This is a genomic window from Pseudarthrobacter sp. NamE2 (assembly GCF_005796205.1).
In the GTDB taxonomy this organism is placed as follows: Bacteria; Actinomycetota; Actinomycetes; order Actinomycetales; family Micrococcaceae; genus Arthrobacter.
In genome coordinates this window covers 1-1044 of sequence record NZ_VAHN01000041.1, presented here as the reverse complement: position 1 = coordinate 1044, position 1044 = coordinate 1, and the positions used below count along the sequence as shown (strand labels likewise).

The 1044-nt window shown below is 65.4% G+C and carries 1 protein-coding gene; it reads left to right on the top strand.

Going from position 1 to position 1044, the window contains the following annotated elements; genetic code table 11:
• Positions 1-16: 16 nt before the first annotated feature.
• A partial coding sequence (xylA, locus tag FDW83_RS18905; protein ID WP_138139603.1) for a xylose isomerase occupies positions 17-1044 on the top strand: 1028 nt, incomplete at its 3' end.

Here is a 1044-nt window from a genome sequence, read left to right as displayed (position 1 = left end):
CTGCAAGGACGCATCCATGACTCTCTCTCCCACTCCCGCGGACAAGTTCACTTTTGGTTTGTGGACGGTTGGCTGGACCGGTGCCGACCCGTTTGGTGTTGCCACCCGTGCCGCCCTTGACCCGGTGGAAGCGGTGCACAAGCTCGCCGGACTGGGCGCGTACGGCATCACGTTCCATGACAACGACCTGGTGCCGTTCGAGGCCACGGCCTCCGAGCGTGACCTGATCCTGAAGAACTTCAAGGCAGCCCTGGCCGAGACCGGGCTGAAGGTGCCCATGGTCACCACCAACCTGTTCAGCCACCCGGTGTTCAAGGACGGCGGGTTCACCTCCAATGACCGCTCGATCCGCCGCTTCGCCCTGGCCAAGGTCCTGCGCAACGTCGACCTCGCCGCCGAACTCGGCGCCGAAACCTTCGTCATGTGGGGCGGGCGTGAAGGCAGCGAATACGACGGGTCCAAGGACCTCTCCGCCGCCCTGGACCGGATGAAGGAAGGCGTGGACACCACCGCGGCCTACATCAAGGACAAGGGCTACAACCTCCGGATCGCGCTCGAACCCAAGCCCAACGAACCCCGTGGCGATATCTTCCTGCCCACCGTCGGGCACGGCCTGGCCTTCATCGCGCAGCTTGAGCACGGCGACATCGTGGGCCTGAACCCCGAAACCGGGCACGAGCAGATGGCCGGGCTGAACTTCACCCACGGCATCGCCCAGGCCCTCTGGGCCGGGAAACTGTTCCACATCGACCTCAACGGCCAGCGCGGCATCAAGTACGACCAGGACCTCGTCTTCGGCCACGGCGACCTCACCAGCGCCTTCTTCACCGTCGACCTGCTCGAAAACGGCTTCCCCAACGGCGGACCCCGCTACGAAGGCCCCCGCCACTTCGACTACAAGCCCTCCCGCACCGACGGCTACGACGGCGTCTGGGAATCAGCCAAAGCCAACATGGCCATGTACCTGCTCCTCAAAGAACGCGCCACCGCCTTCCGCGCCGACCCCCAGGTCCAGGAAGCCCTCGCCGCCTCCGGCGTCTTCGA